Source organism: Oceanitalea stevensii (assembly GCF_014837105.1).
Lineage (GTDB): Bacteria > Actinomycetota > Actinomycetes > Actinomycetales > Actinomycetaceae > Oceanitalea > Oceanitalea stevensii.
In genome coordinates, this window is the sequence record NZ_JACSPO010000007.1 from 39,761 (window position 1) to 64,645 (window position 24,885).

The 24,885-nt window shown below is 75.3% G+C and carries 20 protein-coding genes; 9 read left to right on the top strand and 11 right to left on the bottom strand.

The genetic code is table 11. From position 1 onward, the window contains the following. Nucleotides 1-36 precede the first annotated feature (36 nt). The 6 genes from H9624_RS12160 to mtrA form a co-directional block, all read right to left on the bottom strand. Nucleotides 37-1,305 (bottom strand): winged helix-turn-helix domain-containing protein, encoded by a 1,269-nt coding sequence (locus H9624_RS12160; RefSeq protein ID WP_251840156.1) that lies wholly within the window; start codon nt 1,303-1,305, stop codon nt 37-39. A gap of 72 nt (nt 1,306-1,377) precedes the next feature. Next, nucleotides 1,378-2,013, bottom strand: a complete 636-nt coding sequence (gene hpf, locus H9624_RS12165; protein WP_251840157.1) for a ribosome hibernation-promoting factor, HPF/YfiA family — start codon at nt 2,011-2,013, stop codon at nt 1,378-1,380. 152 nt (nt 2,014-2,165) lie between these two features. Beyond that, a complete protein-coding gene (locus tag H9624_RS12170) occupies nt 2,166-3,002 on the bottom strand; it encodes a phosphoribosyltransferase family protein (RefSeq protein ID WP_251840158.1) in 837 nt (278 codons plus the stop codon). Between the two features lie 122 nt (nt 3,003-3,124). Next, the gene (locus H9624_RS12175; RefSeq protein ID WP_251840159.1) at nt 3,125-4,825 is read right to left on the bottom strand and encodes an LpqB family beta-propeller domain-containing protein; all 1,701 of its coding nucleotides are present in this window, start codon (nt 4,823-4,825) and stop codon (nt 3,125-3,127) included. Continuing rightward, on the bottom strand, nt 4,822-6,474 hold the full coding sequence (gene mtrB / locus H9624_RS12180) for an MtrAB system histidine kinase MtrB (RefSeq protein ID WP_251840160.1): 1,653 nt from the start codon (nt 6,472-6,474) through the stop codon (nt 4,822-4,824). The genes H9624_RS12175 and mtrB overlap by 4 nt, the downstream gene beginning before the upstream one ends. Then, entirely contained in the window at nt 6,471-7,154 is a 684-nt protein-coding gene (gene mtrA / locus H9624_RS12185) for an MtrAB system response regulator MtrA (protein ID WP_251840161.1), read from the bottom strand. Before mtrA ends, mtrB begins: the two co-directional genes overlap by 4 nt. A 119-nt stretch (nt 7,155-7,273) precedes the next feature. Between mtrA and H9624_RS12190 the strand changes: the two genes are divergently transcribed. From H9624_RS12190 to H9624_RS12215, 6 genes are all read left to right on the top strand, one after another. Further along, nucleotides 7,274-8,491, top strand: a complete 1,218-nt coding sequence (locus tag H9624_RS12190; RefSeq protein WP_251840162.1) for a DUF7847 domain-containing protein — start codon at nt 7,274-7,276, stop codon at nt 8,489-8,491. After that, nucleotides 8,488-9,150, top strand: coding sequence for a DUF4129 domain-containing protein (locus H9624_RS12195; protein WP_251840163.1), 663 nt, complete (start codon nt 8,488-8,490; stop codon nt 9,148-9,150). Before H9624_RS12190 ends, H9624_RS12195 begins: the two co-directional genes overlap by 4 nt. Beyond that, nucleotides 9,147-10,301 (top strand): DUF4350 domain-containing protein, encoded by a 1,155-nt coding sequence (locus H9624_RS12200; RefSeq protein ID WP_251840164.1) that lies wholly within the window; start codon nt 9,147-9,149, stop codon nt 10,299-10,301. The genes H9624_RS12195 and H9624_RS12200 overlap by 4 nt, the downstream gene beginning before the upstream one ends. Then, complete coding sequence (locus tag H9624_RS12205) at nt 10,298-11,320, top strand: AAA family ATPase (protein ID WP_251840165.1); 1,023 nt, start codon at nt 10,298-10,300, stop codon at nt 11,318-11,320. Before H9624_RS12200 ends, H9624_RS12205 begins: the two co-directional genes overlap by 4 nt. Before the next feature lie 154 nt (nt 11,321-11,474). Beyond that, nucleotides 11,475-12,767, top strand: a complete 1,293-nt coding sequence (locus tag H9624_RS12210) for a DUF58 domain-containing protein (protein ID WP_251840166.1) — start codon at nt 11,475-11,477, stop codon at nt 12,765-12,767. 52 nt (nt 12,768-12,819) lie between these two features. Continuing rightward, entirely contained in the window at nt 12,820-13,656 is an 837-nt protein-coding gene (locus H9624_RS12215) for a carbohydrate deacetylase (protein WP_251840167.1), read from the top strand. Here the strand turns inward: H9624_RS12215 and H9624_RS12220 are convergent, their stop codons facing one another. Further along, on the bottom strand, nt 13,657-14,652 hold the full coding sequence (locus tag H9624_RS12220; protein ID WP_251840168.1) for a stage II sporulation protein M: 996 nt from the start codon (nt 14,650-14,652) through the stop codon (nt 13,657-13,659). Nucleotides 14,653-14,670: 18 nt separating this feature from the next. On the opposite strand from H9624_RS12220, the gene H9624_RS12225 reads away from it, so the two are divergent. Together H9624_RS12225 and H9624_RS12230 are read left to right on the top strand one after the other, a co-directional pair. Beyond that, nucleotides 14,671-15,531 (top strand): RDD family protein, encoded by an 861-nt coding sequence (locus tag H9624_RS12225; RefSeq protein WP_251840169.1) that lies wholly within the window; start codon nt 14,671-14,673, stop codon nt 15,529-15,531. 66 nt (nt 15,532-15,597) lie between these two features. Further along, the gene (locus H9624_RS12230) at nt 15,598-16,656 is read left to right on the top strand and encodes a phosphotransferase (protein ID WP_251840170.1); all 1,059 of its coding nucleotides are present in this window, start codon (nt 15,598-15,600) and stop codon (nt 16,654-16,656) included. Between the two features lie 3 nt (nt 16,657-16,659). Here the strand turns inward: H9624_RS12230 and H9624_RS12235 are convergent, their stop codons facing one another. From H9624_RS12235 to H9624_RS12250, 4 genes are all read right to left on the bottom strand, one after another. Beyond that, on the bottom strand, nt 16,660-17,100 hold the full coding sequence (locus tag H9624_RS12235; protein WP_251840171.1) for a DUF4262 domain-containing protein: 441 nt from the start codon (nt 17,098-17,100) through the stop codon (nt 16,660-16,662). A 173-nt stretch (nt 17,101-17,273) separates the two neighbouring features. After that, nucleotides 17,274-19,892 carry a multicopper oxidase domain-containing protein gene (locus tag H9624_RS12240; RefSeq protein WP_504740256.1) on the bottom strand — a complete coding sequence of 873 codons (2,619 nt, stop codon included), beginning with the start codon at nt 19,890-19,892 and terminating at the stop codon, nt 17,274-17,276. A gap of 32 nt (nt 19,893-19,924) precedes the next feature. Continuing rightward, on the bottom strand, nt 19,925-21,226 hold the full coding sequence (locus tag H9624_RS12245; protein ID WP_251840173.1) for a DUF8744 domain-containing protein: 1,302 nt from the start codon (nt 21,224-21,226) through the stop codon (nt 19,925-19,927). Next, the gene (locus H9624_RS12250) at nt 21,219-21,998 is read right to left on the bottom strand and encodes a helix-turn-helix transcriptional regulator (RefSeq protein ID WP_251840174.1); all 780 of its coding nucleotides are present in this window, start codon (nt 21,996-21,998) and stop codon (nt 21,219-21,221) included. The genes H9624_RS12245 and H9624_RS12250 overlap by 8 nt, the downstream gene beginning before the upstream one ends. Before the next feature lie 188 nt (nt 21,999-22,186). Here H9624_RS12250 and H9624_RS12255 point away from each other — a divergent pair, with 188 nt between their 5' ends. After that, nucleotides 22,187-24,703 (top strand): glycoside hydrolase family 3 protein, encoded by a 2,517-nt coding sequence (locus tag H9624_RS12255; RefSeq protein WP_251840175.1) that lies wholly within the window; start codon nt 22,187-22,189, stop codon nt 24,701-24,703. Nucleotides 24,704-24,885 lie beyond the last annotated feature (182 nt).

Here is a 24,885-nt window from a genome sequence, read left to right on the forward strand (position 1 = left end):
CGGCGGCGGGCGCACCGTCGGTGCGCACGCCTGCCGTCAATGGTAAGCGTCTGCGTCCGTCAGCCGAACCCTGTCCAGTTCCGCTCCCAGCGGACGGGCGAGGTCACCGGCCGCGGCGTCGTCGACCACGACGGCGTGGGCTCCCAGCCACCGCGCCATCGTCGCAAGCTCGGCGGCCAGCTCCGCGACGACGACGGCGGGCGCCGGCCAGGTGGCGGCGTCACCGGCCCGGGGCTGCTCGAGGAAGGCGCTGCGCACGAGGAGCCGTGCGGTGTCGCGGTCGTGCTTGAGGTCGACCCGGGCGACGAGGTGCTCCCCGAGGAGGAAGGGCAGGACGTAGTAGCCGTGGGTGCGCAGGTGGGCGGGGGTGTAGATGCCGATGCGGTAGTGCATGCCGAAGAGCTCGAGCAGGCGGCGGCGTTCGAAGACGAGCGGGTCGAAGGGCGCGAGGAGCGCACGCGCCGGCGTGCGGCGCGGGACCCGGGCGGCGGCGTGCACCCAGGCGGGCCGGTCCCAGCCGGCGACGGTCACCGGGAGGAGCTCACCGGCGTCCACGAGCTCGTCGACCGCCAGGCGGGTGACGCGCTGCCCGAGGCGGAAGTAGTCGGCGAGGCAGCGCAGCGTGCCGACGCCGTGCGCGCGGGCGGAGATGCGGACGAGCTCGCGGACGGCGTCCTCGGGCGCAGGGAGGGGCCGGTCGCGGACGTGCGGGGGCAGCACCCGCTCGGTGAGGTCGTAGACGCGCTCGAACTGGGCGTTGCGGCGGGCGGCGGTGAGCTCCCCCGCGTCGAAGAGCGTCTCGAGGGCCGTCTTGGCCGCGCTCCAGCGCCACCCCCAGCCCTCGCCGCGCTCGGTGTAGCGCGCGTCGACGAGCGCCTCGACCTCGCGCCCGGTGAGCGGCCCGCGCTCGGCGACGACGTCGCGCACGAGCGCCAGCAGGCCGGGGTGACGCTCCTCGAGGACGGCAGGGTCCATGCCCGCCCAGCGCCGCCGCGTCCCCGCGACGAGCGGGTAGGTCTCGACCGGCAGGTAGGAGGCCTCGTGCGCCCAGGCCTCGACCATCCGCCGCGGCGCCCGGCCGGAGGCGCGGTCGACGAGCGCCGTGTCGTAGGGCCCGAGGCGCGCGAGGAGCGGGAGCAGGTGCGCGCGGGCGAGGACGTTGACGGAGTCGATCTGGAGCAGCCCGAGGCGCTCGAGGGTGCCGGTGAGGTGGCGCATCGTCACGGCCTGCGGCCTGGGGCGGTCCAGTCCCTGGGCAGCGATCGCCACCCGGCGGGCCTGGGCGAGGCTCAGCGTGCGCGTCACCCGGGTGACGCTACCGGGCCGGGCGCGACGGCGGGCCGCGACGTGGGCCGCGGCCCGCCGTCGTCGTGCTCGTCAGTCCTGGGGCTGCATCTCGTGGTTGAGCCGGATGATCCCGTACGTCCAGCCGTGGCGGTGGTAGACCACGCAGGGCTGCTTCGTCTCCTCGTCGATGAAGAGGTAGAACGGGTGGCCGACGAGCTCCATCTCGTAGAGGGCCTGGTCGACGGTCATCGGGGTGGCGTCGTGCAGCTTCTGGCGCACGATGACGGGCGAGTCCCCGAGCTGTGCCTCGACGGCGACCCCGGGCTCGGTGGGCGGGGTCGGCGCGCTGGGCGCCTCCTCCTCGACGATCTCGGGGAGGGTGTCGGGCAGCGACGTCGGCGCCTTGGCGGCGTCACGCCGGTGGTGGTTCTTGCGCCGGTCGCGTGACCGGCGCAGGCGCTCCATGAGCTTCGTCGTCGCCAGGTCCAGGGCGGCGTACCGGTCGTCCGCAGCGGCCTCCGCGCGGACGGTCGGGCCCCGGTCGATCACCGTGAGCTCCACACGCTCGGCCTGGTCGGCGAGCCGCGGGTTCTGCTCCCTGGTGATCTCCACCTCGATGCGGTGCGCGCGGGGGGCGAGCTGCTCGACCTTCGAGAGCTTGTCCTCCAGGTGCGAGCGGAAGCGGTCCGCGACCTCGGTGTTACGGGCAACAACGGCGATGTCCATGGTGACCTCCGTAGAGAGAGTGAAACCTAGTCGGTTCCTGGTGCGTCCCGCCGGCTGCGGCGGGTGAGGAAGCTGTCTGGCACCTCCTCTCCTCGGAGCTCGCGGACCTCCGGCAGTGGCCGGCGGGGCGAGAGGGCGTCCATACATGAACGTTAGTCGAGGTTCGCTCCGCTGACCTGGGATGCCGGTCCCACTCTCCGTCGCGCGGGTGGCGGCGGCGGCGTCCGGCCCGGCGGCGGGGTGGCCGCCAGGACGAGCGCGCCCGCCACGCGGGCACCGGCGGCGGCGAGCGCCCGCGCGCAGGCGGCGAGGGTGGAGCCGGTGGTGAGGACGTCGTCGACGAGGACGACGACGTCACCCGGACCGGGACCGGTGAGCACCCGCACGGCGTCGCCCCGGTTGCGGGCACGGGCCCGGACACCGAGGCCGGACTGGTGGCGCCGGCCGCCCCGCCGCCGCAGGAGGTCCGCCGAGCGCACCGCCCGCCCGGGCGCGACGGCACCGGACGCGGCGACCCCGGCGGCGACGGCGTCGGCGAGGTCCCCGGCGACGAGCGCCCCACGCAGCCGGCGCCGCAGCCCGGAGGGTGCGGGCACGACGACGACGTCGCCGGCGCCGTCCAGCACGAGCTCCGGGTCGTGCGCCCACACCCTGGCGCCGTGGGCGGCGCGCTCGAGGAGCACCCGGGCGACGTCCGCCCGGCCGGTGCGCTTCCACGCGACGACGAGCCCGCGGACCGGGCCGGCGTAGTCGGCGAGGGACCAGACCGGCAGCAGCGGTCCGGCGTCCCCGGGCAGGGAGAGCATGGGCGCGTCCCGGTCGCTCCGCACCGGGGTGTGGGAGACGAGCTCGCGGCAGGCGGGGCACACCGCGACGTCCCAGGCGCCGCAGCCGGCGCAGTCCGCGGGCAGCACGAGGGCGAGCGCCTCGGCCAGGGCGCGCGCCGGGCGTGCGGAGGAGGCGGGACGGCCGGACGAGGGGCGTGCCACGGGACCAGCATGCGCGGGGGTGGCTGCGGGCTTCCGGCTGCGCGGCGCCGAGGCTGCGTCCCGCTGCGCGGACGCGGCCTGTGGAGCAGCGGCGCCCGGCCGGCGGGGTGGGACCGGCAGTCTCAGCCGGGGTAGGCGGGGTCGCGGACGTCGCTGGCGGTGAGGGTCCAGCCCAGGCCGTTGCGCTCGTACAGCTCCCCGGCCTCGGTCCCGACGAGGATCGTCCGGTCACCGGTGGCGGCGGTGAGCCGGGTGGCGTCCGCGACGGGCGGCAGGTCGGTGGTCGGCCCGCCGATCGTCACGAGGTGGACGGCCACGGCCGGCTCCCCGCCGCTCGTCCCGAGCACCCCGATCGTCTGCTCGTCCACCCAGGTGGCCGTGAGCGCGTCGGTGAGCGCCTCCCCCACGCGTACCGGGTCGCCCAGCGCCAGCGGCCGGGAGTCGGTGTCACGCAGGACCGCGGCGACCTCGACGTGCGCGACGTCGTTGTGCTTCCGGACGACGACGGCGCGGGTGCCGTCCCGGGAGATGCGGACCGCGAGCACCCGGGCGCCCTCGAGCCAGCTCGCGTCGACCTCGGCGACGACGCCGTTGGGCTGGACGGCGCGCAGCCTGCCGTCCCCGGTGCGCGGCGTGGTCCACACCCAGCCGTGCCGGTCGACGGAGGGCGGGACGAGGTTGCTGCCCGTGAGGAGCAGCGCCCCGCCGTCGTCCTCGCTGGGGAGCCGGACGAGCCGGTCGGTGCCGTCGAGGACCACGGGGCTCCCCGCGGAGTCGTCGTACGGGAGCGCCGGCGAGCGCGGGTCCCCGACGATGTCGGAGGCGGCGAGCGGGAGGAGCTCGGAGCCGGTGAAGCGCTGCACCTGCCCCTCCGCGACGACGAGCGGGTTGCCGGTGACGTAGGGGTTGCGCAGCAGCTGCGGCGTCTCCACCTCGACGGGCAGCCGGCTGCCGCCCACCCGCACGTCGACCGACTGGACCGCCGGGACCGTGCGCAGCGACTCCTGGATCTGGGCGACCATGAGGGCGCGCTGGGCCGGGTCGGCGGCCAGCGGCTCGGAGGTGAGGTCGACGACCGCGACGCCCTCGGCGACCGTGACGGAGTCCTCCCCCAGCCGGGTCCCGGTGGGCACGGCGGTGGTGACACCACCGGCCAGCCACGGCGAGGGCCCCTCGAGGAGGTGGCGCACGATGAGCGTGGAGGCGCTGCGGTCGGGGTACCACCGCGCCTCGGGGACGAGCGCCTCGCCGTCGGTGCTGAGGAAGTAGAGCTGGTACTGGTCGTACTGGGCCTCGAAGACCACGGGCGAGACGAGGATGCCGTCGTCGAGGTCGACGATGCGCCACTGCCCGTCGGCCGTGCGGGCCAGGGTGAAGTCGAGCTCGATGACGGAGTCGGGTGCGGCCTCGGTGTAGCGGCCCTGGGCGTCGACGCTCGCGGCCGCCACGGCGCTGGCCCGCACCGCACCGTCCTCGGCCTGGGCGTAGGTGATGTCGCGGGCGGTGTAGACCCGCACCTGGGCGCGCGGGTTCCACGTCTCGGCGGCCGGCCCGGCGAGGTACTCCCGGGCGACGGCGAACTCGTCGCCCGCGCCGGCGGCCACGGCGCGGAGGAAGCCCTGGACGATCTGGTTGGCGGTCGCGTCCGGCGTGGGCCCGTAGGCGAGGAGTGCCACCGAGCTGCCCGCCTGCGGGACGGGGTCCGCGGCGTTCACCGGCCCGGAGTCGGGCAGGCTCACGCAGCCGGCGGCGGTGAGGACGGCGGCGGTGACGGCGGCCGCGAGACGGGCGGCCACCCGACGGCGCGTGGGCGCGGTGGTCATCGGCCCCCCAGGTTCTCGAGGTCGGGCACGGAGGTGGGTCCGGCGTCGTCGTCGGCGGGGGCGACCGGCGCCTCCCCGGGGTGGAGCGGGAGCGGGGAGGAGGAGATGACGAGGCCGGCCCGCCGCGGCAGCGTGAGGCGGAAGGCGGCGCCCTCGTCGGGCCGTCCCCAGGCCTCCAGGGTGCCGCCGTGGAGACGGGCGTCCTCCAGGGAGATCGACAGACCCAGGCCGGTGCCGCCCGTGGTGCGGGCGCGCGCCGGGTCGGCCCGCCAGAAGCGGTCGAAGACGTGGCCGGCCGCCTCGGTCGTCATCCCCGCGCCGTGGTCGCGGACGACGACGGCGACGGCCACCTCGTTGACGCCCACCGCGATGTCGATGGGCCGGCCCTCCCCGTGCTCGATGGCGTTGACGAGGAGGTTGCGCACGATGCGGTCCACGCGCCGCGGGTCCATGTCGGCGGTGCAGGGCCGGCCCGGACCGGTGACGGTGATCCGTGAGCCGGTGCGCTCGGCGAGCGGCGCGGCCATCTCGACGGCGTGGGCGACGACGTCCTGCAGGTCGCGCTCCTCGACGTCGAGCAGGGCGGCGCCGGCGTCGAAGCGGCTGATCTCGAGGAGGTCCGCGAGCATCTGCTCGAAGCGGTCGAGCTGGGTCTGGAGCAGCTCGGCGGAGCGGCGCACGGCCGGGTCGAAGCTGTCCCGGTTGGCGTGGAGGACCTCGCTCGCCATCCGGATCGTCGTCAGGGGCGTGCGCAGCTCGTGGGAGACGTCGGAGACGAAGCGCTGCTGGAGGCGGGACAGCTCGGCCATCCGCTCGATCTGGTCCTGCAGGCTCTCGGCCATCTCGTTGAAGGTGCGCCCCAGGGTGGCGAGCTCGTCACGCCCGTGGACGTCGAGCCGCTCGTCGAGGAGGCCGTCGGCGAGCCGCTCGGCCGTCCGCGCCGCCTGCCGGACCGGGCCGAGGACGCGCTGGGCGATGAACCACGTCATCGCGCCGAGGAAGATGAGCAGGACGACGGCCCCGGCGCTGAGCACCTGGATGACGAGGGTGAGGGTGTCCTCCTCCGGGGCGAGGGTGTAGACGGTGTAGAGCTCGTGGGTGCCGGCGACGGGGAGCGTCACCTCCGAGCCGACGATGATGCCCGGTCCCCCGCCCGTGCTCAGCGGCAGGGAGATCGACTGCCAGTGCTGCCCACCGGCCGCGACGGCCGTCCGCATCTCCTCGGTGAGGACGGCGCCGTCGAGGAGGCGCTCGGGGAGCACCGCGTCGTTGATGAGCACCTGGGCGGACTCCTCGGGGCTGCGCAGCAGCATGCTGCCGACGACCCCGCCGCCGCCCGCGCGGCTGCCCGCGACGAGGTCGTAGGCCAGCTCCTGGACCTGGGGCGCGGTGTTGGCGATCGCCGCGTCGAAGCTCTGCTGCGCCGAGCGGGTGCGGGCGGTGGCGTCGGCGAGGATCTCGTCGCGGCGCGCCTCGAAGAGTCCGTCGCGGATGGTGACGGTGACGACCGCACCGAGGAGGATGAGGGCCGCGACGCCGACGAGCACCGTCGTCGTCGAGACCCGCAGCCGCAGCGAGGAGCGCCAGCGGTCGACGACGCGACCGGCCCACCCGCGGGTGCCGGGCTCCTCCTGCGGCTCGAGCCTCACCGCTGCGTGCTGCCCGCCCGGTACCCGACGCCGCGGACGGTGACGACGACCTCCGGGTTCTCCGGGTCCTTCTCGATCTTGGCGCGCAGCCGCTGGACGTGGACGTTGACGAGCCGGGTGTCCGCGGCGTGCCGGTAGCCCCAGACCTGCTCGAGGAGCACCTCGCGGCTGAACACCTGCCAGGGCTTGCGGGCCAGCGCGAGGAGGAGGTCGAACTCGAGCGGGGTGAGCGCGATCGGCTCCCCGTTCCTCGTCACCTGGTGGCCGGCGACGTCGATGGCGAGGTCCCCGATGGCGAGCCGCTCGGTCTGCGGTCCGGTCGTGCGGCGCAGCCGGGTCTTGACCCGCGCGACGAGCTCCTTGGGCTTGAAGGGCTTGGGGATGTAGTCGTCCGCCCCGGCCTCGAGGCCCGCGACGACGTCGATGGTGTCGGACTTGGCCGTGAGCATGACGACCGGGACGCCGGACTCCGCGCGGATGAGCTTGCACACCTCGATGCCGTCGATGCCCGGCAGCATGAGGTCGAGGAGCACGAGGTCCGGCTCCTCGGCGCGGAACATCTCCAGGGCCTGCGAGCCGTCGGGGCACGTCACGGTGTCGTAGCCCTCGCCCTGCAGCACGATGCCGATCATCTCGGCGAGCGCGGTGTCGTCGTCGACCACGAGAATTCGAGCGTTCATGCCCACTATCGTCGCACTCACGACGCAGAATCCGGTGAGCCCCGGGCCATGTCGTGCACCACCGCCCCGGGTCGGCACCCGTCCGTGGCACGATGACCGCTGAGAGTGCGGAGGGATCGATGAGCCAGGAACCAGGCCAGCCAGAGCCGGCGTCCCAGCCGTTCGGTGTGCCCGCGCCAGGGCAGGACGGCGAGCACGGGCAGTACGGCCAGTACGGCCAGCCGCCGGTGCCGCCGACCGGGCCCGAGGGCCAGCAGGCGCCCCCGCCCCCCGGGCAGTACGGCCAGCCCCTCCCGCCGCAGGAGCAGTACGGGCAGTACGGCCAGCCCCTCCCGCCGCAGGGGCAGTACGGGCAGTACGGCCAGGCGCCCGGGCAGGGCGGCTACTACGGCCCCGGCTTCGTCCCGACGGCGGTGCAGCCCGGCATCATCCCGCTGCGCCCGCTCACCCTCGGGGAGATCTACGACGGCGCCTTCCGCGCCATCCGCAGCAACCCGCTCGTGATGTTCGGGCTGGCGATCATCGTCGTCGGCCTCGGGGCCGTCGTCCAGCTCGGCTTCACCGCGGCGGCCTTCGGCCGGATCGAGCGTGCCGCGCAGGCGGGCGTCGTCGAGCTCGAGGCCTTCTTCAGCATCGGGTCCATGGTCGGCGTGCTCCTCAGCTCCGCCGCCGTCAGCCTCGCCACCCTCGTCCTCGAGGGCCTGGCGATTCTCTCGGTCAGCGAGTCCGTGCTGGGCCGCAGGATCACGCTGGCCGAGGTGTGGCAGCGGGCGCGGGGCCGCCTGTGGCGGCTCGTCGTCCTCTCCCTCCTCCTCGGCACCGTCGGGGTGGTGGCCGTCGTCGGCGCGACCGCGCTCGTCATCGCCCTCGCCGTCGCGCTCGGCGAGGTCGCGGGCGACGGCGTCCTCGTCCTCGTCGTCCTCGTGCCCCTCCTCCTCCTGCTCCTGGCGGGCATCCTCGCGTTCTTCGCCGTCCGGCTCATGCTCGCCACCTGCGTGATCATGCTCGAGGGGACCGGCGTCCTCGCCTCCATCGCCCGCTCGTGGCGTCTCACCCGCGGCAGCTTCTGGCGGCTCTTCGGGATCATGCTCCTCACCGTCGTCCTCGTGACGATCCTCGTGAGCATCCTGTCGGTGCCCTTCTCCATGCTCGGGACCGTCTTCGCGGTGCAGGGCGACATCACGCTGCCGCTCATCCTGTCCTCGATCGGTCAGCTCGTCGGCTCGGCGGTGTCCATCCCGGTCATGGCCGCCGTCCTCGCCCTCCTCTACATCGACGTGCGGATGCGCAAGGAGGGCCTGGACGTCGAGCTCGCCCGCGCGGCGCAGGGCGGATGAGCGTGCGGCTGGGCGTCCCCGTCGAGCCGGACGCGGACGAGGCACGCCGCTGGGCGGAGGAGGAGCTCTCGCGCAGCGTGTACCACGACGAGCCGAACCTCCTCGAGCGCGCGTGGGCCTGGTTCCTCGAGCAGCTCCAGCGGCTGGTCGAGCTCGACGTGAGCGCGCCGTCCAGCCTCGTCCCGCTCGTCGTCGTCGTCGGGTCCGCCGTCCTCCTCGCCGTCGTGCTCTACCTCGCCGGCCCCGTCCGGGCCCGCCGCCGCGGCACGGCGGGCGCCTCCCACGCCGTCTTCGACGACGCCGACGCCACGAGCGAGGACCTCACCGCTGCCGCCGACGCCGCCGCCCGGCGCCGCGACTGGGCGCAGGCGGTCCTCATGCGCTTCCGCGCCGTCATCCGCTCCCTCGACGAGCGCGCCGTCCTCGACGACCGCCCGGGGTTCACCGCCCACGAGGCGAGCACCGCCGCCGCCCGCCTGCTGCCCGACTGCGCGGACGGGCTCGTGTGGGCCGGGCGTCTGTTCGACGACGTCTGCTACGGCTCGGCCACGCCCGGGCAGGCGGAGGACGCCCGCCTGCGCGAGCTCGCCGCCGCGGTCGCGCGCAGCCGGCCGGTCGGCCCGGTGGCCGTGGGCGCGACGTGGACGGCGGTGCGATGAGCACGGAGGTCCTCACCCCGGAGGCGCGCGTCCGCAGCCGGCGGCCGGTGCTGTTCCTCGTCGTCGCCGCGCTGGTCGCCGTCGCCGCGGTGGTGGCGATCGTCGTCGGCCGCGGGTCGACGTCCGCGGTGCCGCTCGCCCCGGACAACCCGCAGCCGGCCGGCGCGCAGGCCGCCGCGACCATCCTGGGCGAGCAGGGCGTGCGGGTCCGCACCGTCTCGACGACCGCCGACGCCGTCCGGGTCGCCGGTCCCGGCACCACCCTGCTCGTCACGGCCACCGGGCGCCTCGACGACGACCAGCTCGCCGCCGTGCGCGACACCGGCGCGGACCTCGTCCTCGGCCAGCCCACCTTCCTGCCCGACCTCGAGCCGCTCACCGACCGGGTCGAGCCCTCCCCCGTGGGCAGCGACGTCCCCGTCCCCGCCGCGTGCGCGGACCCGGACGCGACGGCCGCCGGCACCCTGTCCCGCAGCGTCGGCGGCGTCGTGGCCCTGGGCGACGACGTCGAGCTGTGCTTCCCCACCGCCGAGGGCGCCGGTGCCCTCGCCACCTGGGAGCAGGACGGCCGCGCCGTCGCCGTGCTCGCCGACGCCACCCTCCTGAGCAACGAGCACCTCGCCGACGCCGGCAACGCCGCCCTCGTGCTGCGCCTGCTCGGCGGCAACGAGGAGCTCGTCTGGTACCTGCCGACCGTCGGGGACACCGTGGGCGACGACGACGCCGGTGGCACCGCCGCGCTCGTCCCGCCCACCGTCCGGGTGCTGGGCCTGCAGCTGCTCGTGCTCACCGTCGTCGTCCTCCTGTGGGGCGGGCGGCGGCTGGGGCGGGTGGTGACCGAGCCGATGCCCGTCGTCGTGCGCTCCGCGGAGACCACCCTCGGGCGGGGGCGGCTGTACCGCCGCGCCCGTGACCACGCCCACGCGGCGGCCGGGCTGCGCGCCGGCTGCGCCACCCGGGTGGCCACCCGGCTCGGCGTGCCGCCCTCGGCGCGGCCCGAGGTCCTCGTCGCCGCCGTCGCCCGCGCCACCGGGCGCGAGGAGGCCGCGGTCGGCGCACTCCTGTACGGCCCACCACCGACGTCCGACGCCGGGCTCACCCGGCTCACCCACGAGCTCGACACCCTGGAAAGCGAGGTCCACCCGTCGTGAGCACCCCCAGCCCCCAGCCCCTGCCGCCCACGCAGGCACCCGTCCCACCGCCGCCCCCCGCGTCGGCGCCCGACTCCCCGCGTGCCCGGCTGGCCGCGCTCCGGCAGGAGGTGGGCAAGGCCGTCGTCGGTCAGGAGGCGGCGGTGACCGGCCTCGTCATCGGACTGCTGTGCCGCGGGCACGTGCTGCTCGAGGGCGTGCCCGGCGTCGCCAAGACCCTGCTCGTCCGGACGCTCGCGGCGAGCCTGGACATGGCCACGACGCGCGTCCAGTTCACCCCGGACCTCATGCCTGGAGACGTCACCGGCTCCCTCGTCTACGACTCGCGCACCGCCGAGTTCTCCTTCCGCGAGGGCCCGGTCTTCACCAACCTCATGCTCGCGGACGAGATCAACCGCACGCCCCCGAAGACCCAGGCCTCGCTGCTCGAGGCGATGGAGGAGCGGCAGGTGTCCGTCGACGGCCGGCCGCGCCCGCTGCCCGACCCGTTCATGGTCATCGCCACCCAGAACCCGGTGGAGTACGAGGGCACCTACCCGCTGCCCGAGGCGCAGCTGGACCGCTTCCTCCTCAAGCTCCTCGTCCCGCTGCCCGAGCGCCACGACGAGATCGAGGTGCTCAACCGGCACGCGCACGCCTTCGACCCGCGCGACCTCACCGGGGCGGGCGTGCGGCCGGTCGCCGGGCCGGCGGACCTCGCGGCCGCCCGCGAGGAGGTCGCCCGCGTCCAGGTCGCCCCCGAGGTGCTCGGCTACGTCGTCGACATCTGCCGGGCGACCCGCACGTCGCCGTCGCTCTCCCTGGGCGTCTCCCCGCGCGGGGCGACGGCGCTGCTCGCCACCGCCCGCGCGTGGGCCTGGCTCACCGGCCGCGACTACGTCACCCCGGACGACGTCAAGGCGCTCGCCCACGCCACCCTGCGTCACCGCGTCCAGCTGCGCGCGGAGGCCGAGCTCGAGGGCGTGACCGCCGAGACCGTCCTGGACGGCGTGCTGCGCACCGTCCCCGTGCCCCGCTGACCGTCGTGCCCACCCCCCGTCCCGCCGACAGCTGGATCGTGCCCGCGCGCCCCCGGCCCTCACGCCGACAGCCGGATCCCGCCCGCGCGTCCCACGACCTCCCACGCCGACAGCCGGATCCCGCCCGCGCCGTGCCGACGGCGGAGGGGGCGACATGGCGCTGACCCGGCGCGCCGTCCTCGTCGCCGCCGCCGGCCTCCTGCCTGCGCTGCTCGTGCCGCGCACGACGACGGTGCTCGCGTGGGTGGCGCTGCTCGTCCTGGCCGTCGTGGTCGACCTCGTCCTCGCCGCCTCGCCGCGGGCCCTGCGCCCCGAGCGGCAGGTCCCGCACTCGGTGCGGCTGGGCGAGCCCGCGACGTCGACGCTCACCGTGGTGAACACCGGAACCCGTGCCGCCCGGCTGCTCGTCCGTGACGCGTGGGTGCCCTCGGCCGGGGCGGAGCGCAACCGCCACCGCCTCACGGTCCCCGCCGGTGAGGCGCGGCGGGTGCGGACCTCGCTGCGTCCCACCCGGCGCGGGGACCGGGAGGCCGACCTCGTCACCCTGCGCTGCCACGGGCCGCTGGGGCTCGCCGCCCGGCAGCGCTCCCTGCCCGCCCCGGCGCGCCTGCGGGTGCTGCCGGCCTTCGCCTCCCGCCGCCACCTGCCCTCCCGGCTGGCCCGCCTGCGCGAGATGGACGGCCGCGCCGCCGTCCTCGTCCGCGGCGAGGGCACCGAGTTCGACTCCCTGCGCGGGTACGTCATCGGCGACGACGTCCGCGCCATCGACTGGCGCGCCACCGCGCGTGGCGGTGACGTCGTCGTGCGGACGTGGCGGCCCGAGCGCGACCGCCGCGTCCTCATCGTCGTCGACTCCTCCCGCCTCTCCGCGGCGCGGCTCGGGGAGGCGCCCCGCCTGGAGGCGCAGATCGAGGCGGCGCTCCTGCTCGCCGCGCTCGCGTCGCGGGCCGGTGACCGGGTGGACGTCGTCGCCGTCGACGCCACCGTCCGGGCGCGGGTGTCGGGTGTCCAGGGGCCCCGGCTCATGTCGGCGCTCGCGGAGGGCCTCGCGACGGTCGAGGCCTCCCTCGTCCAGATGAGCTGGCCGACGGCGACCCAGGTGGTGCGGGACACGCTCTCCCAGCGCTCGCTCGTCGTCCTCCTCACCGCGCTCGACACCGCCGCGGTGATGTCGGACCTCCTGCCCGTCGTCGGGGCGATGACCCGCGACCACCAGGTGGTGCTCGCCTCCGCCGCGGACCCCGAGGCCGAGGAGATCCGCCGCCGGCGCGGCACGAACGAGGAGGTCTTCGACGCCGCGGCCGCCGAGCGCGCCGGCCTGGAGCGGGCGGCCGCCGCGGCCCGGCTGCGGCGACGCGGTGTCGAGGTCGTCGAGGCGACGCCGGACGACCTCCCGCCCGCCCTCGCCGACACCTACCTCGCCCTCAAGGCGGCCGGGCGCCTGTAGCCCCCGCCGGGGACGGGGTGCGGGGGCCGGGGGGCCGCCTTACCGTGAGAACGTGAAGCGCCAGCTCGTCATCACGGCGGACGACCTCGGGGCGGACGCCGACATCAACGCCGTCATCGTCGACCTCATGCGGGACGAGCTGGTCTCGGCCACGACCCTCATCCCGGTCGCGCCGGCCGCCGAGGACGCCGTCAGCCGGCTCCGCGCCGCCGGCCTCGACGCGCCCCGCCTCCACGTCGCCCTGTCCACCGGTCACGAGTGGGCGGGCTGGCGGCCCCTCGCCCACGGCGTCGACTCCCTCACCGGACCCGACGGCGTCCTGCCCGTGGAGGGGAGCGTGGCCGAGCACCGGGCCACTCCCGTCGACGTCGCCCGGGAGATGGGCGCCCAGCTCGAGTGGATGCGGTCCGCGGGCCTGCGTCCTCCCGCCCTCGACTCCCACTCCGGCACGCTGTACGGGCTGCACGGGCGCTCGCTCGCGGACACCGCCGTCGACTTCTGCGCCGCCCACGGGCTCGCCTTCCGCATGCCGCGGCGGCTCGGCCCGGTGCTCGGGCTGGCGGCGCGCGGGCTGCGGGCCGCCCACCGTGGAGCCGTGCCCCTCGCCGACGAGCTCGGCGTGCGGCTGCCCGAGGTGCTCGTCAGCGCGTGGCTGCCGGGCCGGCTCACGCTGAGCTACGCGCAGCTGCGGGCCGAGGTCCTCTCCCAGCTGCGGCGCCTGCCGCCGGGGACGTCGGAGCTCATGGTGCACCCGGCGCCCCGGTCGGCCGCGGCGCGGCTGCCGGCCGCGGACGGCCGCAAGCGTCTGTGGGAGCTGCGGCTCCTGCGTGACCCCGTCTTCCACCGCACCCTGCGACGGGAGGGCATCACCGTCGTCCAGGCGTGGTGATCAGCCCGCCTGGGCGAGGGTGTGCCCGGCGAGGTCCTCCTCGAGGTCACCGGTCTCCCCGGCCCGCACGGCGCGTCGGCCCAGGACGAGGGTGTAGGCCCAGTAGGCCGCGAGCACGAGGGCGCCGATGGCGATCTTGAGCCAGGTGGGCAGGCCGGACGGGGTGACGAAGCCCTCGACGACGCCGGACACCGCGAGCACGAGGACGAGCCCCAGCGCGACGGTGAACAGCGAGCGGCCCTCCTCGGCCAGGGCACGCGAGCGTGTCCGCGGCCCCGGCGCCACCCACGCCCAGAAGAGCTTGAGGCCCGCGCCGGCGGCGATGAAGATCGCGGTCAGCTCCATGAGGCCGTGGGGCAGGATGAGGCCGAAGAAGACGTCGAGGTGCCCGTGGGCGGCCATGACGCCCCCCGAGGAGCCCACCCCGACCGCGTTGGCCAGGAGCACGTAGGCGGGGTAGAAGCCGGTGATCCCGAGCGCGATGCACTGCGCGGCGATCCACGCGTTGTTCGTCCACACCTGCCCGGCGAAGTCACCGGCGGGGTAGTTGGAGTAGTAGGCCGCGAAGGCCTCCTCCGCGTACTGCTCGAGCTCGGCGGGCGACCCCATGGACGCGAGCGCCGCCGGGTTGGTCGCCACCCACCAGCCGCTCACCGCGCCGACGGTGACGAAGGCGAGGCCCACCCACACCGTCCACCAGCGCACCCGGTAGAACGCGGCCGGCAGCGAGAGGAGGAAGAAGCGGGCGACGTCGGACAGCCGCGCCTCGTGGGCGCCCGCGATCCGGCCCCGGGCCGTGGCGAGCAGGCCGGAGAGCTCGGAGACGAGCAGCGGGTCCGGCGCGGAGGTCCGCAGCGCGGACAGGTGCCCGGCCGCGGCCTGGTAGAGGGCGACGAGCTCGTCGGCCTCCGCGCCGGTGAGCCGGTGCCGCGTGGACAGCGCCCGCAGCCGCTCCCACTCCGGGCGGTGCACGGCCGCGAAGGCGTCGATGTCCACGCGGGTACCCTGCCACACATGACGACGCACGCGGCGCACTCCCCGGGCCGTGCACTGCAGGCGGCGCACCTGGCCGACGACCTCATCATCACCGGTGAGGCCGTGGCGCTGGAGGTCCGTCCCGCCGCCTTCCTCCTGCGCGTGGTCAGCGGGCTCATCGACGCCGCCGCCTACGCGGCCGTGCTCGTCGCCCTCGCGGTCGGTGTCCTCGGCCGCCTCTCCGACGTCAACGAGGCCCGGGTCGCGATGCTGTCGATCGTGACGATCGCCGGGGTCATCGTCGTGGCGCCCACCGTCGTCGAGACCCTGAGCCGGGGCCGCTCCCTGGGCAAGGTCGCCACCGGCATCCGCATCGTCCGCGACGACGGCGGTCCCATCCGGATGCGGCACGCCTTCATCCGCGCGCTCACCGGCTTCGGGGAGCTGTGGCTGACGGCCGGCTCCGTCGCCGTGATGACCGCGCTCCTCAACGGTCGCGGCAAGCGGCTGGGCGACCTCCTCGCCGGCACCTACGCCGTGCGCACCCGGGGTGCGGACCGCAAGGCGCCGCCGCTCCTCATGCCCCCCGAGCTCGAGGACTGGGCCCGCACCGCCGACATCCGCGCCATGCCCGACGGCGTGGCGCTGGCCGCGCGCCGCTTCCTCGACCGCACCGGCACCCTGGACCCCGCCTCGCGCGACCAGCTGGGCCGCCAGCTCGCCGCCCGGGTGGAGCCGCTCGTCGCGCCGCCACCGCCGTGGGGGACCCACCCCGAGCGGTTCCTCGCGGCGGTGCTCGTCGCCCGCCGGGACCGCGAGTACGCCGTGGGCCTGCGGGCGCGCGAGACCCTGAGGACGACCACCGCCGAGCTGCGCCGCCTGCCCTTCCAGCTCGGATGAGCGCGGCCGTGCTGACCCGGGTCCCGACGACGCGCCCTGGCCTCGAGGGCTAGGACGGAGGACGACATGTGGAGGAAGACGACGGGCCGCTGGCGGCGCGCCCTCGGTGCGCTCGCCGTGGTCGAGCGACGCAGCCCCGCCCTGCCCGTCGCGGTCCGCTGGCGACGCCTCGAGGCCACGGGTGCCGTCGCCCACGGCGTCCCGCCGCACCCCGGCCTCCCGGCGGGCGTCGTCCCCGCCGCCGCTGAGGCGGAGGCCGTCCCCGTCACCGCGCCCGTGGCGGCCGACGCGGTCCTCATCGGCAAGTTCGACCGCGGCCGCCAGGTGCGCATGCGGTCCTTCTACGCCGAGGAGGCACTGTGCGCACGCATCCAGGCGGGCTCGCGCCACCCCGAGCGTGAGCACGGGGTCAGCCGCAGCGTGCGGGCCGCCCAGCTCGTCGCCGCGCACCGGCCGGGCCTGGCCCCGGCGATGCGCGACCACGGCACGCTCTTCTCCGGGCGCACCGCCTACCTCGTCGAGGAGGTCGTCGAGGGCCGCACCCCCCGCACCCCCGCCGAGGTCGCAGCCACGATGACGGTCGTGGCGGCCGAGCTCATGGTCCTCCAGGAGGCGGTGGGGGTGACGAGCCGGCCGCTGTCCGCCGTCGTCAACCCGGCCTTCCACGAGCGCTGGCGCGGCGTCGTCGAGGACGGGCACGTCCCGCCCAAGCTCGCGGCCCGCGTGGACCGGCTCATCGCGCGCGACGAGCTCCTCGAGGTGAGCTTCACGCACGGCGACCTCGTCTCCTCCAACGTCCTGCGGGTGGGCGACAGGGTCGTGCTCATCGACTGGGAGTACGCCGGCACCCGCCCGGTGGCCTTCGACCTCGCCAAGATGCACGTCAACGCGGGCCCCGCCGGCCCGGCCCTCGAGCGGCTCGACGACGCCCTCGACGGGACGGTGGGCCACGCGAGCGGCCACTACTCCCTCGCCGAGCAGCTGACGCTCGCGCACGTGGTCGTCCTGTCGCGGCTCGAGGCGCGGATGCAGCGGGCCCGGGAGGCGGACCGGCTGGAGCCGCTGCGGCGCCAGACCTACAAGCGCGTCAAGGCGGTCCGCGAGCTCCTCGCGCTCCAGGACTGAGGCTCATCGCCCCGGCCACCGGGTGTGGCCGAAGAGCTTCTGCACGCGGCGCCCCTCCGGCCATGCGGGGTCCCACGGCCACTGCCCCTCGTGGTTGGACCACACGAGCTGCAGGCCCGGCACGGTTCGGCCGCCCTGCCCGTAGATCCGCTGCGCCGTCACGAGGTGGCTCGGGTCGTTGACCCGGATCAGCCGGTAGCGGTGCGGGGACATCGAGGCGACCACGTCACCCGCGGCGAACCGGTGCCCCTCGCGCACGTGCCGGCCGAGCCCGTTGAGGAACCAGCACGAGTCCTCCTGCGTGGCCCCGCTGATGAGCAGCTCGGGGTGGTCGTGGAACCGGGTGAGGCCGACGGTGTAGGCGAAGGCGAGGCTGCTGCGGCTCGGCTCGACGTACTGGACCATCCAGCCGTGCCGCTCGATGAGCTCGAGGTTGCGCGCCATCACCTCCTCCGGCGTCCACCCGTCACAGATCAGGCACATCGCGACCTCCCGTCGTCGTCGGTGCTGCCGACGCTAGGGACGGGCGGTGACGGACGGCCGGGCCGGAGGTGCGCCCTGGGGACGTGCCGTCCGCGACGCGGCGTGGTGGAGCGACACCGCCGCGGTGAGGCGACCTACTCGGTGACCCGGAGGATCCCGTGCGCCCCCCGCTCGGCGTCCACCATCGCGTGGGAGACGAAGGGGTAGCTGCCGGCCTCGGGCATCTCGAGCTCGACGAAGCCGCCCTGCGCGGGCACGAGCGGCAGCACCTGCGCTCCCCCGCTGGGGCCACCGACCTCGGCCGGCCCGCCGAGCCGGTAGGCACCCTCGCTCCACACCGTGTCGAACTGCCCGCCGACGACGTGGAAGGCGGAGCCCCGGTTGGGCCCGGCCGCGAGCACCCACACCCGCACCCGCTCGCCGACGCGCGCGGTGAGCGGCTCGTGGTCGTACTGGTTCGCGTAGCCGTTGAACACGACGAGGTCGGGCTGCTCGGCCGCGACGGCCTCGGCGTCGGCCGTCCCGCCCAGGTCCCCGAGGTAGACCTCGGACTGGACGAGGACGTACTCGCGGTCCACCGGCTCGAGGCCGGGTGGGTCGATGACGACGGCGCCGAACATGCCCTGGGCGATGTGCATCGACATCGGCGCGGTGGAGCAGTGGTACATCCAGATGCCCGCCCGCTCGGCGGTGAACCGGTAGACGAGCGACTCCCCCGGCGCAATGGTGCGCATCGGCTCGTCGGGGGCCAGCGCCCCGGCGTGGAAGTCGACGGAGTGGCCGATCGTGCCGTCGTTGACGAGCGTGACCTCGAAGACGTCACCCACCGTGCCGCGGAGCGTCGGCCCGGGGGCCGAGCCGTTGAAGGTCCACAGCTCCTGCTCGACGCCGGGCGCCACCTCCGCGGTCAGCTCACCGACGGTGAGGGTCACCTCGTGGAGCTCGCTCGGCGGAGCCGGCGCCAGCTCGGCCGGGTGGGCGGTGAAGTCCTCGCCCGGCTCGGCGCGCAGGTCCAGGTGGTCACGGGCAGGGTCGGTGGACGACGACGGCGCGTGGTCGCCGTGGTCCGCACCCGCGCCGGCCGTGGGGCCGGGCGCGGCCCCGACGGCGACGACGTCCAGCGTCATCCCCATCTGGCGGTGCCCGGCCACCGAGCACCAGCCCGCGACGTCCCGCCCGACGACGCCGAGGTCCACCTCGACCGTCTCCCCGGCCGACATCCGACCGGAGCGGGCGCCGTTGTCGAGGACGAGGTCGTGGACGTCGTCGTCGGTGTTGACGAGCTCGACGACGAGCCGGTCACCCGCCGGCACCTCGACGACGTCGGGCACGAAGCGCATGTCCCGGGCCTCCACGCGCACGGTGGTGGTGCGGCCGGTGGCCGTCACGCCGTCGTCGGCGGAGCTGCCGGTGAGGCCGGCGGCGGCCGGGTCCCCGGCCACCCCGAGGACGACCGCGAGCGCCACCGCCCCGGCGCCGTACAGCGCGCCGAGGCGGCGCGGGACCGGTGGCGGCCCGGTCCGGATCGCACCGGCGATGACCGCCCCGGAGCTCTCCCGCCCCGCCTGGCGGCGCGCCCACAGCGCCCGCCCGAGGAGGACGAGGAAGGAGGCGAGCCCGGCGAGCCCGAGGAGGGAGGTCGTCACGCGCACGAGGCTGGGCAGCGGGAGGACGAAGAGGAGCAGGCTGAGGTTGACGACGACGATCCGGGCCCCGGCGGCGCGGTCCATCTCCTCGTTGACACGGCGGACCACGCGCGGGCCGCCGCCGAGCATGACGGGGGCGAGGTAGCTCAGCGCCCCGAGGAGCACCTGCCCCGCGAAGCCGGCGGCGTACGGGGCGGCGAGGACCCCGAGGCTCTCGCGCAGCGAGGCCCAGTCCGGCGCGGTCGCGGCGAGCACGGCGAGGGTGACGAGGCAGCCGACCAGCCAGCACACGGCCATCGCCGCACTCAGGGTGGCGTAGCTGCGCGGGGGCTTGTCGCGGGCGATGGTCACCATCGGCCGGACCACGAGGACGACACCGGTGAGGTAGACGGCGACGGCGAGCACGACGAGCACCCGCAGGTCCGTCGCGGCGGCCAGCCAGATGGCCGCGAGGCCCGCGACGAGGACGACCATCGCGCGGCGGGCGGCCAGCGGGGCGCCGGGGACCATCTTTGTGCGCAGCATCGTGGGCCACAGGACGACGAGCGTGCCGAGCACGGTGAGACCGACCCAGCCGAGGAGCATCGTCGTCGTGTGCGCGGTGTAGAGGCGGCCCTCGACCTCGGCCGAGGGCGTGCTGCGCGCGAGCATGACGCCGAGCCACACGCCGACGGCGAGGCACAGCCCGGCGCACACGTAGAAGAGGGACAGCGCACCGAAGCGGGCCATGAGCGCGCCGCGCCGCTGGAGGAGGATGACGACGACGTGGGTGAGCGCGACGAGCGTGACCCCCACGCCCCCGACGACGACGAGCGGCCACCGGTTCGTCGCGACGCCGGCGATGACGAGGACAGCTGAGACCGTGTGCACGCCGAGACGGACGAAGGTCAGCCCCTGCCCGCCGGGCGCGGGCCGGCCGAGGAGGGTGTCGGCGAAGTGGGCGGACCAGATGAGGATCGCCGTCGTCACCGCGCCGAGCAGGGTGAGGTGGACCATGAGGTAGTTCGCCTCGGGGACCCACCGGTGGGCGACCGCCACGACGAAGGCAGCGAGGAACCAGGCGACGACGAGCGCGTTGACCTTGACGTGCCACGGCCGGCGGGCCATCGGCGGACGGCTGGAGGTCGGTCGGCCGATGGTCATGAGGGGACTCCGTGGCTCGTAATGACAGTGTCGTGGTGGCGCGTCGGCGGTGCCTCACCGGGTCCGCCACCCTCGCGCCGAGAGCCGGATTCCTCCGCGCCCTCCCCCTCCCGCCGAGAGCCGAATTCCTCCGCGCCCTCCCCCTCCCGCCGAGAGCCGAATTCCTCCGCGCGGACGGTGGACGACGACGGGGCGGGAGGCGCCGTCGTCGTCCTCCGCGCGGTGAGCGCGGACCAGGCGGCGACGGCGACGAAGAGCAGGACGGCGACGATGTTGCCGACGCCGCCGGCCTGGACGGCCCAGTCGAGGTCGCGGGCGTCGCCGACGGCGAGGCGGAAGGCGAGGGAGGTGTGGAGCAGCGCCGCGGGCACGACGAAGGCCCGCCGGTAGGGCAGCGGCCGGCGCAGGACCGCCGGCATGATGACCGGCGCGTGGGCCATGACCATCGAGATGGCGAATCCGAGGAACAGGGCGTGGGCGGCGGCGTCGTAGGCACGGCCCTCGACCTGGCCGCCGAGCGCCCAGACCGCGCCGGCCACGGCGAGCCACACGTAGCCGGCGAGCAGGCAGACGGCGATGAAGCGCGGCAGCCCGGTGGACCGCACGGTGCGGCGGGCGACGTCCTTGACGGCGAGCCACAGTGCGGCGGCGGCGAGCGCCAGGCCGAGGAGCGTGAAGCCGGCCTCGGGCGCGAGGAGGGAGACGACGGCGGCGACGAGGACGGTGACGGCCACGCCCTGGGCGACGGTCGCGTCCCGGGGACTCAGCGCGCCGAGGCGCGCCAGCTCGAGGCGCTCGCCGAAGATCGTGAGGACGAGGTAGCCGACGAGCCACGGCATGATCCCGGGCACGGGGACGCCGCCGAGCCACAGGGCTGCCGCCGCCACGGCCATGAGCTGGCCGAGGACCTGGACGGCGACGGCGGCGGCCGGCTGGCGCGCGTAGAGGGAGCGGTAGACGAGGAGGCCGCCGAGCTGGCCGGCCAGGACGAGGCCGGCGCCGACCTCGTCGGGCAGGACCGAGACGGTGGCCACGACGCCGAGGCCGTTGAGGCCCGGGGAGAGGTATCCCCAGCCGCGGCCCAGGGCCACGGAGCGCTCGAGGCCGATGACCGTGCCGACGAAGCCGAGCACCATGAGCGGGCCGTGGACGTCGGCGAGGCGGGCGCCGACGAGGACGTGCGGCAGGCCGAGGAGGGCGAGGGCGGCGTCCAGGCCGGCGAGCAGGGCGAGCCCGCCGAGGAGGAGGAAGGGCAGCCGGAAGGAGGTGCGGGTGAGGACGCTGCGGCCGTCAGTCATCGTCTGCCGCCGGCGGGGCGATGCGCAGGAGGCACGCGCCGGGTTCCGCGAAGGCCTCGAGCGTGACGCGCTCGGGCGCGACGCCGTCGTGGGCGAGGAGCTCGCGGGCCATGCCGAGGTGGCTCGTGCACACGATGTCGGGGTGCTCGCGGGCCAGGTCGAGGACGGGGCAGCGGCGCAGTCGCTGGGTGTAGCCGCCGCCGGGCTCCGCGGTGGTGCGGCAGTCGAAGCCGGCGCGGTCGAGCAGCTCGCCGAGACGGGTGACCGAGTCACGGAGCGCGGCCGGGTCCCCCGGGGTGACGGAGCGGGGTGCCTCCGCGGGGACACGGGTGATGGCGAGGCGCGGGCGGTCGATGAGCTCGCGCTCGCGGATGGCGCGACCCCAGTCACGCCCGGCGGCCAGCGCCTGGGCGGCGCGCGCACGCCTGTCCGGGACGGCGCGGGCGAGGGCGCTGATGAGGACCTCGGCGAGCACGGCGTACTCCGGGCCGGCGGGGGTCGCGGCCAGCGTCGCGCGGTACAGGGCGGCGGGACGCCCGCGGCCCGCCGAGTGGCGCAGCGTGCGCTCCGTGAGGCCGGCGCGCACGAGGGCGTCGAGGTGCTCGCGGACGGTGTTGGGGTGCTGCCCCAGCGCTGCGGCGAGCTCGGCCACGGTGCGCCGCCCCCCGAGCTCGAGGAGCGCGTCGAGCGTCGTCCGGCGCGCCGGGGACAGGTCCTCGCGCGCGCGGCCACGAGCCGGCAGCGGTCCCAGTGCTTTATCCACGGAGTCCACCGTGCTATCCCCGACGCCGCCCGACCCGGGACCTTCGGCCTTGGTCTAGACCAGGAGGTGACCCGGGCCACGGTCTGGCGTAGGGTGATGGCGGCAGGTCTTTCCCTAGCGCATGGATGCGCGAAAAGAGTTGCCGCGCGAGAGGTCTCGCGCGTGATCGATGACGACTCACACCCCCTGGAGGAACGTTGTCCACAAGAACCGCCGGCGCCCGCGCAGGCGTCGCCACGGCCCTCGGGGCGGGGATGCTGCTCGCGTCCACCGTCCCCGCGGTCGCCACGTCCGTACCGGACTCGGCGAACCCGATCGACCACATCGTCAGCAACATGACGATCGACGAGCTCATCGGCCAGATGACGTGGACCTACGTCTACGGCAACTCCGCCGACGACGCCTCGATGGCCACCGACAACCAGGCGCGCTACGGCGTCGACACGCCGCGGGAGGTCGTCGAGAAGTTCGACCTCGGCGGCGTCCTGTACTTCGCCTGGTCCAACCCCGGCATCGTCAACGACCCGGAGCTCGCCGCCGAGCTGTCCAACGGCCTGCAGGCCGTCTCCGTCGGCGACGAGGCCTCCGGCATCCCGCTCGCCACGACGATCGACCAGGAGGGCGGCATCGTCGCCCGCATGGGGGCGCCGATGACGGTGCTCCCCGGCAACATGGCGCTCGGCGCCACCTTCGACGCCGCGCTCGCGCGCGCCCAGGGCGAGATCCTGGGCTCCGAGCTCGCCGCCGTCGGCGTCAACGCGGACTTCGCGCCCGTCGTCGACGTCAACACCAACCCGGCCAACCCCGTCATCGGCGTGCGCTCGATGGGTGAGGACCCGCAGAACGTCGCCACGCTGGGCGTCGCCCAGATCGAGGGCATGCAGTCCCAGGGCGTCGGTGCCGCCGCCAAGCACTTCCCCGGCCACGGCGACACGGAGACCGACTCCCACACCGGCCTGCCGATCGTCACCTACGACCGCGCCACCCTCGACCAGCACCTCGTGCCCTTCGAGGCGGCCATCGACGCGGGCGTCGACATGATCATGACGGCGCACGTCATCGTCGAGGAGCTCGACCCCGAGATGCCCGGCACCCTCTCCCCGGAGGTCCTCACCGGCCTGCTCCGCGAGGACCTCGGCTTCGACGGCCTCATCACCACCGACGCCCTCGACATGGGCGCCCTCAAGGAGCTCCCGGACAACCCGCTCGACGACGGCGACATCGCCGTCCTCGCCATCCAGGCCGGCTCCGACATCCTCCTCATGTCCCCCGACGTCCCGGCGACCTTCGAGGCCGTCAACGCGGCCGTCGAGTCCGGTGACATCACCCGCGAGCGCCTGGAGGAGTCGGTCACCCGGATCCTCGAGTGGAAGGTCGAGCGCGGGGTGTGGGAGGAGGACCCGAGCGTCCCCGTCGACGAGGTGATGGACGTCGTCGGCAGCGCCGAGCACACCGCCACCGCCCAGGAGATCGCCAACCGGTCGGTCACCCTGCTCCGCAACGAGGGCGACCTCCTCCCGCTCGACGACGGCCAGTCGGTGTTCGTCACCGGCTGGGGCCAGAGCGGGGTGCCGAACCTCGCCCAGGCCTTCACCGACCGCGGCGTGGAGGCCGACCACCTCTACACGGCGAACTTCCCGAACGCCGAGCAGATCGCCGCGGCCGCCGAGGCCGCCGAGGGCCACGACGCGATCGTCCTCATGACCCACACCCCGGCCAACACCGCCCAGACGCAGGCCCAGCGCGACCTGCTCGCCGCGCTCCAGGCGACCGACGTCCCCGTGGTCCACGTCCCGGTCCGCAACCCCTACGACGTCGCCTGGGAGAACCCCGCACCGGCGCAGCTCGTCACCTACGGCTACCAGCGCCCCTCGCTCCAGGCGGTCGCCGACGTCGTCCTCGGCACCGTCGAGCCGACCGGCAAGCTGCCGGTCAACGTCCCTACCGCCGACGGCGAGGGCGTGCTCCACCCGATCGGCTTCGGCCTCGGCTACGAGGACGAGGAGCCGCAGGAGCCCGCGCAGCGCTACGGCTTCTTCCTCACCAACGGCTGGAAGGGCGGCGACGCCGACTACGCCTTCCAGTACGGCCGGCACACCGACGAGGTCCTCGTCGGTGACTGGGACGGGGACGGGCGCGACTCGATCACCGTGCGCCGCGGCAACCAGTACTTCGTCAACAACGCCCCCACCGGCGGGCCGGCGGAGCGCGTCCTCACCTACGGCAAGGCCGACGACGTCGTCCTCGTGGGCGACTGGAACGGTGACGGCACCGACACCCTGGCGGTGCGCCGCGGGGCGACCTACCACGTGAAGAACTCCCTGCGCAGCGGGGACGCCGACCACGTGGTCGTCTACGGCCGCGAGGGCGACGCCGTCGTCGTCGGCGACTGGGACGGCGACGGCCGCGACACCTTCGCGGTGCGCCGCGGGAAGGTCTACCACGTGAAGAACGCCATCGCCGGTGGCGACGCGGACACCGTCTTCGCCTACGGGCGCGAGTCCGACGTCACCCTGGCCGGTGACTGGGACGGCGACGGCCGCGACACCTTCGCCGTGCGCCGCGGCCGCGACTACCACGTGTCCAACACGCTGCGTGGTGGCGAGGCCGAGCAGGTCATGCGCTACGGGCGCGAGAGCGACGAGGTGTTCGTCGGTGACTGGGACGGCGACGGCCGCGACAGCATCGGCGTGCGCCGCACCCCCGCCGCCTGACCGCACCACCCCACCCCCAAGCGCCGAGAGCCGGATTCCTCCCGGCGCACCACCCCACCGCCGAGAGCCGGAACTCTTCCGGCGCCTGGGCAAGAGACGGACGAGGCCCCGCACCCACGGTGCGGGGCCTCGGTCGTTGGTCGCCGAGAGATCCGACTCTCGGCGGTGAGGAATCCGGCTGT